Origin of the sequence: Photorhabdus aegyptia, assembly GCF_000612035.1 — a bacterium.
GTDB classification, from domain to species: Bacteria; Pseudomonadota; Gammaproteobacteria; order Enterobacterales; family Enterobacteriaceae; genus Photorhabdus; species Photorhabdus akhurstii.
Map to the genome: position 1 here is coordinate 70430 of NZ_JFGV01000016.1, position 7212 is coordinate 77641.

The following is a 7212-nucleotide window of genomic DNA, read 5'->3' on the forward strand; positions in this document are numbered from 1 at the left end:
AAGAATCAATGGCTATCGAAATTAAGGTACCGGATATCGGTGCGGATGAAGTTGAAGTCACCGAAATCATGGTGAAAGTTGGCGATACAGTGGAAGTTGACCAATCGCTGATTACCGTGGAAGGTGACAAGGCTTCTATGGAAGTTCCATCCCCTCAGGCGGGTGTTGTTAAAGCGATCATCATTGCGGTTGGCGATAAAGTTGAAACTGGCAAACCGATTATGATTTTTGATTCCGCGGACGGGGCTGTAGAAGCTGCGCCAGCGGAAGAGCCAGCAGCGATAACATTGTCTTCGCGTATGGCAGAGCCAGAACCAGTAGCTTCTGCGGCTATGAATGTTCATGTACCGGATATCGGCGGTGATGAAGTCGAAGTTACCGAAGTGATGGTGAAAGTTGGCGATGCAGTGGAAGCTGAACAATCGCTGATCACCGTAGAGGGCGATAAAGCTTCTATGGAAGTACCCGCGCCATTCGCAGGTATCGTTAAAGAAATTCAAATCAAGGTCGGTGATAAAGTGAAAACCGATTCTATGATTATGGTATTTGAAGTTGCGGGGGCGGCGCCTGTTGCTCCAGCACCAGCGGCTGAACCAGAGAAAGCGGCAGCGCCGGTTATTGCTAGCAGAAGCTTCGCGGAAGAAGACAAAAATGATTTCGCTGAAAATAACGCTTATGTTCATGCAACGCCGGTGATCCGTCGTCTGGCGCGTGAATTCGGCGTTAACTTGGCTAAAGTGAAAGGTACAGGGCGTAAAGGCCGTGTTCTGCGTGAAGACGTTCAGGCTTACGTGAAAGACGCGGTTAAACGTGCTGAATCGGCTCCTGCATCCGCCGGTGGCGGTCTGCCGGGTATGTTGCCTTGGCCGAAAGTTGATTTCAGCAAATTTGGTGAAATTGAAGAAGTTGAACTGGGCCGTATTCAGAAAATCTCTGGTGCTAACCTGAGCCGTAACTGGGTGATGATCCCACATGTTACTCAGTTCGACGAAACGGATATCACTGAAGTTGAAAACTTCCGCAAACAGCAGAATCAGGAAGCGGAGAAGAAACAGCTTGGCGTGAAGATTACTCCGCTGGTATTCATCATGAAAGCGGTAGCAAAAGCGCTGGAAGAGATGCCGCGCTTTAACAGTTCTATCTCGGAAGATGGTCAGAAACTGACGCTGAAAAAATACATCAACATTGGTGTGGCGGTTGATACGCCTAATGGTCTGGTGGTTCCAGTGTTCCGTGACGTTAATAAGAAAGGCATCATTGAATTGTCTCGTGAGCTAACTGAAATGTCTAAGAAAGCTCGTGCTGGCAAACTGACTGCATCTGATATGCAGGGTGGATGCTTCACTATTTCAAGCCTGGGCGGTATCGGCGGCACAGCATTTACGCCAATCGTTAATGCGCCAGAAGTGGCTATCTTGGGCGTATCTCGCTCATCAATGAAGCCGGTATGGAATGGTAAAGAGTTTGTACCACGTCTGATGTTGCCTCTGTCACTCTCCTTCGATCACCGTGTGATCGATGGTGCTGATGGTGCGCGTTTCATCACATTTATTAATCATGCGATGAGCGATATCCGCCGTCTGGTGATGTAATCTCAAAGGCCGGCCATGTGCCGGCCTGATTGTTATTGCGGTGACAGAGAAACTACTTATATCTGGTGAATTTGTTGCGAGTTCTGTCACGTTAACGCGCTTTTCAGGTTATTAACAATTCTGTAAACTGCTCGCGGTGTGTAGGTCCCGGTGGAATATATCGTTTTTGGCGCCTGACCCGCCGGACAAACAATTAAGAGGTCATGATGAGTACTGAAATTAAAGCCCAAGTTGTGGTACTTGGGGCAGGTCCAGCAGGGTATTCTGCTGCTTTTCGTTGCGCGGATTTAGGTTTGGAAACCGTCCTGGTGGAACGTTACTCTACCTTAGGTGGTGTTTGTCTTAACGTTGGTTGTATCCCTTCTAAGGCATTGCTGCATGTAGCAAAAGTGATTGAGGAAGCTAAAGCGCTGGCAGATCATGGCATCGTTTTTGGTGAACCGAAAACTGACATCGAAAAAGTCCGTGTTTGGAAAGAAAAAGTTATTAATCAGCTAACCGGTGGTTTGGCTGGTATGGCTAAAGGCCGTAAAGTTAAAGTGGTTAATGGTTTTGGTAAATTTACAGGGGCTAACACGCTGGTTGTTGAAGGTGAAGGTGGCGCAACAACGATTAATTTTGATAACGCCATTATTGCCGCGGGTTCTCGTCCTATCCAATTGCCGTTTATTCCTCATGATGACCCGCGTGTTTGGGATTCTACAGATGCTTTGGCGCTGACAACGGTTCCTGGCCGCTTGTTGGTGATGGGCGGCGGTATTATCGGTCTGGAAATGGGAACCGTTTACCACGCTCTGGGTTCTCAGATTGATGTTGTTGAAATGTTGGATCAGGTGATTCCTGCGGCTGATAAAGACGTGGTGAAAGTCTTTACCAAACGTATCAGCAAACAATTTAATCTGATGCTGGAAACCAAAGTTACCGTAGTAGAAGCCAAAGAAGATGGTATCTACGTCACGATGGAAGGCAAAAATGCACCGACAGAACCACAGCGTTATGACGCGGTTCTGGTTGCCATTGGTCGTGTACCTAACGGTAAAATGCTGGATGCAGGTAAAGCCGGTGTTGAAGTTGACGACCGTGGCTTTATCCATGTTGATAAACAAATGCGCACCAATGTACCGCACATCTTTGCTATTGGCGACATCGTTGGTCAGCCGATGCTGGCGCATAAAGGCGTTCACGAAGGTCACGTTGCGGCGGAAGTGATTTCCGGTAAGAAACACTACTTTGATCCAAAAGTGATTCCATCCATTGCTTACACTGAACCAGAAGTTGCATGGGTTGGTTTGACTGAAAAAGAAGCAAAAGAGAAAGGCATTAGCTATGAAACGGCAACTTTCCCGTGGGCAGCTTCTGGCCGCGCAATTGCTTCTGATTGTGCTGACGGTATGACCAAACTGATTTTCGATAAAGAAAGCAATCGTATTATCGGTGGGGCTATTGTTGGTACTAACGGTGGTGAACTGCTGGGTGAAATCGGTCTGGCAATTGAAATGGGTTGTGATGCGGAAGATATCGCGTTGACCATCCACGCTCACCCAACGTTGCATGAATCGGTAGGTCTGGCCGCTGAAGTCTTTGAAGGCAGCATTACTGATTTGCCTAATGCGAAAGCGAAGAAAAAGAAATAATTTCTTAAATCGATTAATCTAATTTACCGAAGCGGCTTTCATTTATATGGAGGCCGTTTTTTATTCTGGTATGACCTGTTTGAGAAAACACGGCATAAAAAGTATGGCTTTTGTGGGTGTTACTGGCAAAAATCAGCGGAATAATCTGTTTTAATAGCTTTGTCTGCTGTTAATTCAGAATATTACTATCAGTTAATGTTACTTTTATGTGAACGAATTAACATCGCATTCAAATTTTGGTATGCTGGACGCCCGAAGCTGGGCATAACTTGTTTGTACTTACTAAGTTATGCCGGCAATCCTCTGACCTGGCACCCGGAACCATAATTAACAACCTATCCCCGGAAGGGCTATTGTTGTGAAAACACATGTTGTTACGCAAAGATAATAGCTTGGTGAGGCAGGTTCTAAGGCGGGTGCAGAGCCGGGTAGATAAAATGACAATGAGAGCGAGGAGAAAGTCGTGCTAGAAGAATACCGCAAGCACGTAGCCGAGCGTGCAGCCCAAGGCGTCGTCCCTAAACCATTGGACGCGACACAAGCGGCGGCGTTGGTTGAATTACTGAAGAGCCCACCAAAAGGTGAAGAAGATTTCCTGTTAGATTTGCTGATTAACCGAGTTCCCCCTGGCGTTGACGAAGCGGCCTATGTAAAAGCCGGTTTTCTTGCCGCCATTGCGAAAGGCGAAACTATTTCACCACTAATAACGCCAGAAAAGGCGATTGAACTGCTTGGAACGATGCAGGGTGGTTATAATATTCATCCTTTGATTGATGCTCTGGATAATGAAAAACTGGCTCCAATTGCAGCTAAAGCGCTCTCTCATACTTTGTTGATGTTTGACAACTTCTATGATGTAGAAGAAAAAGCAAAAGCAGGTAATCCACAAGCCAAACAAATTATGCAATCTTGGGCGGATGCGCAGTGGTATCTGGAACGCCCTGAATTGGCAGAAAAAATTACAGTCACAGTATTTAAAGTGACGGGTGAAACAAACACTGACGATTTATCTCCTGCGCAGGATGCATGGTCACGCCCTGATATTCCGCTGCATGCTCTGGCAATGTTGAAAAATGCCCGCGAAGGGATTGTCCCGGATCAAGCCGGTGTTATTGGTCCAATTAAACAGATTGAAGAGCTGAATAAGAAAGGCTATCCGCTGGCTTATGTCGGTGATGTTGTGGGTACAGGTTCTTCCCGCAAATCGGCCACTAACTCAGTGCTGTGGTTTATGGGCGAAGATATTCCATTTGTGCCAAACAAACGTGGCGGCGGCGTGGTTCTGGGCGGTAAAATTGCGCCAATCTTCTTCAATACAATGGAAGATGCCGGCGCACTGCCAATAGAGATGGATGTAGCCAAATTAAATATGGGCGATGTGATTGATGTCTACCCATATAAAGGGGAAGTACGTCACCACGAAACCAATGAGTTACTGGCTGAATTTGAGCTGAAAACCGATGTATTGTTGGATGAAGTGCGTGCTGGCGGCCGTATTCCACTGATTATTGGTCGTGGTTTGACCAGTAAGGCGCGTGAGTCTCTTGGTTTACCCCCCAGTGATGTTTTCCGTCAGGCGAAAGCGGTTGAGGAAAGTAGTCGTGGTTTCTCCCTGGCTCAGAAAATGGTTGGCCGGGCATGTGGCACGGCGGGCATTCGCCCAGGTGAGTACTGTGAACCTAAAATGACCTCCGTTGGTTCTCAGGATACGACCGGCCCAATGACCCGTGATGAACTGAAAGACTTGGCGTGTCTGGGCTTCTCTGCGGATCTGGTGATGCAGTCATTCTGCCATACGGCTGCTTACCCTAAGCCGGTTGACGTCACTACTCACCATACCTTGCCTGACTTCATTATGAACCGTGGCGGCGTTTCTCTGCGTCCGGGCGATGGCATCATTCACTCATGGCTGAACCGTATGTTGTTGCCTGATACGGTTGGGACCGGTGGTGATTCCCATACCCGTTTCCCAATTGGTATCTCCTTCCCGGCAGGTTCTGGTCTGGTGGCGTTTGCTGCCGCGACGGGGGTGATGCCTTTGGATATGCCAGAATCGGTGTTGGTTCGTTTTAAAGGGCAGATGCAGCCCGGTATTACTTTGCGTGATTTGGTTCATGCGATTCCTTACTATGCGATTCAGCAAGGTTTGCTGACGGTTGAAAAGAAAGGTAAGAAAAACATCTTCTCTGGCCGTATCCTCGAAATCGAAGGTTTGCCAGATCTGAAAGTTGAGCAGGCGTTTGAGCTGGCAGATGCTTCTGCGGAGCGCTCTGCGGCGGGCTGTACCATTAAATTGGATAAAGCGCCGATTATTGAATACCTGCAATCTAATATTGTGCTGCTGAAATGGATGATTGCCGAAGGTTATGGTGATCGCCGTACATTGGAACGCCGCATAACGGGTATGGAAAACTGGCTGAAAGATCCTCAATTGCTGGAAGCCGATACTGATGCAGAATATGCAGCGGTTATCGAAATCGATCTAGCCGAAATTAAAGAACCTATTCTGTGTGCACCGAACGATCCAGATGATGCCCGTTTACTGTCTGATGTGGCGAACAGTAAAATCGATGAAGTTTTTATCGGTTCTTGTATGACTAACATTGGTCATTTCCGTGCCGCTGGTAAGTTATTGGATCAACATAAAGGTCAATTACCGACTCGTTTGTGGGTTGCTCCGCCAACGAAAATGGATGCGGCTCAACTCACAGAGGAAGGTTATTACAGCATCTTTGGTAAGAGTGGAGCACGGGTTGAAATTCCTGGCTGTTCCTTGTGTATGGGTAATCAGGCACGCGTTGCTGATGGTGTAACAGTGGTTTCTACTTCGACTCGTAACTTCCCGAATCGTCTGGGAACGGGTGCGAATGTTTACCTGGCATCGGCTGAACTGGCGGCTGTAGCTTCTCTGTTGGGACGTCTGCCTACACCGGAAGAGTACCAGCAATTTATGGCTAAAGTTGATGAGACCGCGGAAGATACTTACCGTTATCTCAATTTTGATCAACTGAACCAATACACCGAAAAAGCGGATGATGTGATTTTCCAAACTGCGGTGTAATTTCGATATATTGCAATATGAACGAATGGGAGGTAAAAACCTCCCATTTTAGATTGCGGGCTTTTAACGTTTCGATTATCACTGCTGAGTTTTTATCAATGATAAAACAAGTATTAAGAAAAGTTGTTTTTTGCTTATCAGTGTGGTTTTAGCATTTGGAAAAAAGACAAGCATATCGTTAAAAAGCAGATAAAAACTTTAATCATTAAAGGTAAAAAGTAGTGATTAATGGTTTTTAAAAGTGTGTGAAAGATGTGATGCTATGCTAACTATCAGGGTAGGGTTGCACTTTATTCATAATTCAACTAAGGATAAGTTTACTATGAGATTCTCCTGATCACGCCGTTCTCCGGTGTTTGGATGTCTGACTGTCTTTAAGTTTCGTATGTTGTTTGAACACTCTTAATGCAATCCGATTAAATAATGCTATGTGTGCAGCCCTATCAGGTCTGTGAGTGATAATTTATCTTCCCAAAAGGTGACATTCAGTGTCTAGTGTAGTTCGTTTTTTATCCCACAGGGTCGTCTTATCGTTTTTGTTGCTACTTCAGTATCTAACGGTAGTGAACTGACATATCAGAGTGAATTACAATGGATTTTTCTTTTTCTATCTGCAATGTTTTTCTATCAATCGCAATAACACTTTTCCCTTCATTGATCTGGCGATGATTGGTCTAGGAATTAGGAATACAGGGTTTTAATTGAAGCGTCATTATTGATAGCTTTGGTAATATTAGCAATACAGTATCTAAGGGGGGAGTGAGTAAAAGTGGTGTGCTGTTTAAGCCATTTAAATTGTAATTCTCTAAATTTCTGAATGAACTTCTAGCTAAATAACTTATATGGACACCGACTCAATTCAAGTGGGTGAGTAAATTTTTCTGACAACGTAGTCGCAAACATATATTCGGCTTCAATGAGCCCT

Annotated in this window: 3 protein-coding genes; all 3 read left to right on the forward strand. The window is 45.8% G+C overall.

What is annotated here, in order from left to right; translation table 11 throughout:
* The first annotated feature begins 8 nt into the window (after positions 1-8).
* Complete coding sequence (aceF, locus tag BA1DRAFT_RS07285; RefSeq protein WP_036777532.1) at positions 9-1592, forward strand: dihydrolipoyllysine-residue acetyltransferase; 1584 nt, start codon at positions 9-11, stop codon at positions 1590-1592.
* A gap of 206 nt (positions 1593-1798) precedes the next feature.
* Positions 1799-3226, forward strand: coding sequence for a dihydrolipoyl dehydrogenase (gene lpdA, locus BA1DRAFT_RS07290; RefSeq protein WP_200868767.1), 1428 nt, complete (start codon positions 1799-1801; stop codon positions 3224-3226).
* Between the two features lie 463 nt (positions 3227-3689).
* The gene (gene acnB, locus BA1DRAFT_RS07295) at positions 3690-6287 is read left to right on the forward strand and encodes a bifunctional aconitate hydratase 2/2-methylisocitrate dehydratase (RefSeq protein WP_036777536.1); all 2598 of its coding nucleotides are present in this window, start codon (positions 3690-3692) and stop codon (positions 6285-6287) included.
* Positions 6288-7212: the final 925 nt, after the last annotated feature.

Coding starts and splice junctions, on each gene's coding strand:
- aceF (WP_036777532.1), top strand. CDS start 9: ATGGCTATCGAAATTAAGGTACCGGATATCGGTGCGGATGAAGTTGAA.
- lpdA (WP_200868767.1), top strand. CDS start 1,799: ATGAGTACTGAAATTAAAGCCCAAGTTGTGGTACTTGGGGCAGGTCCA.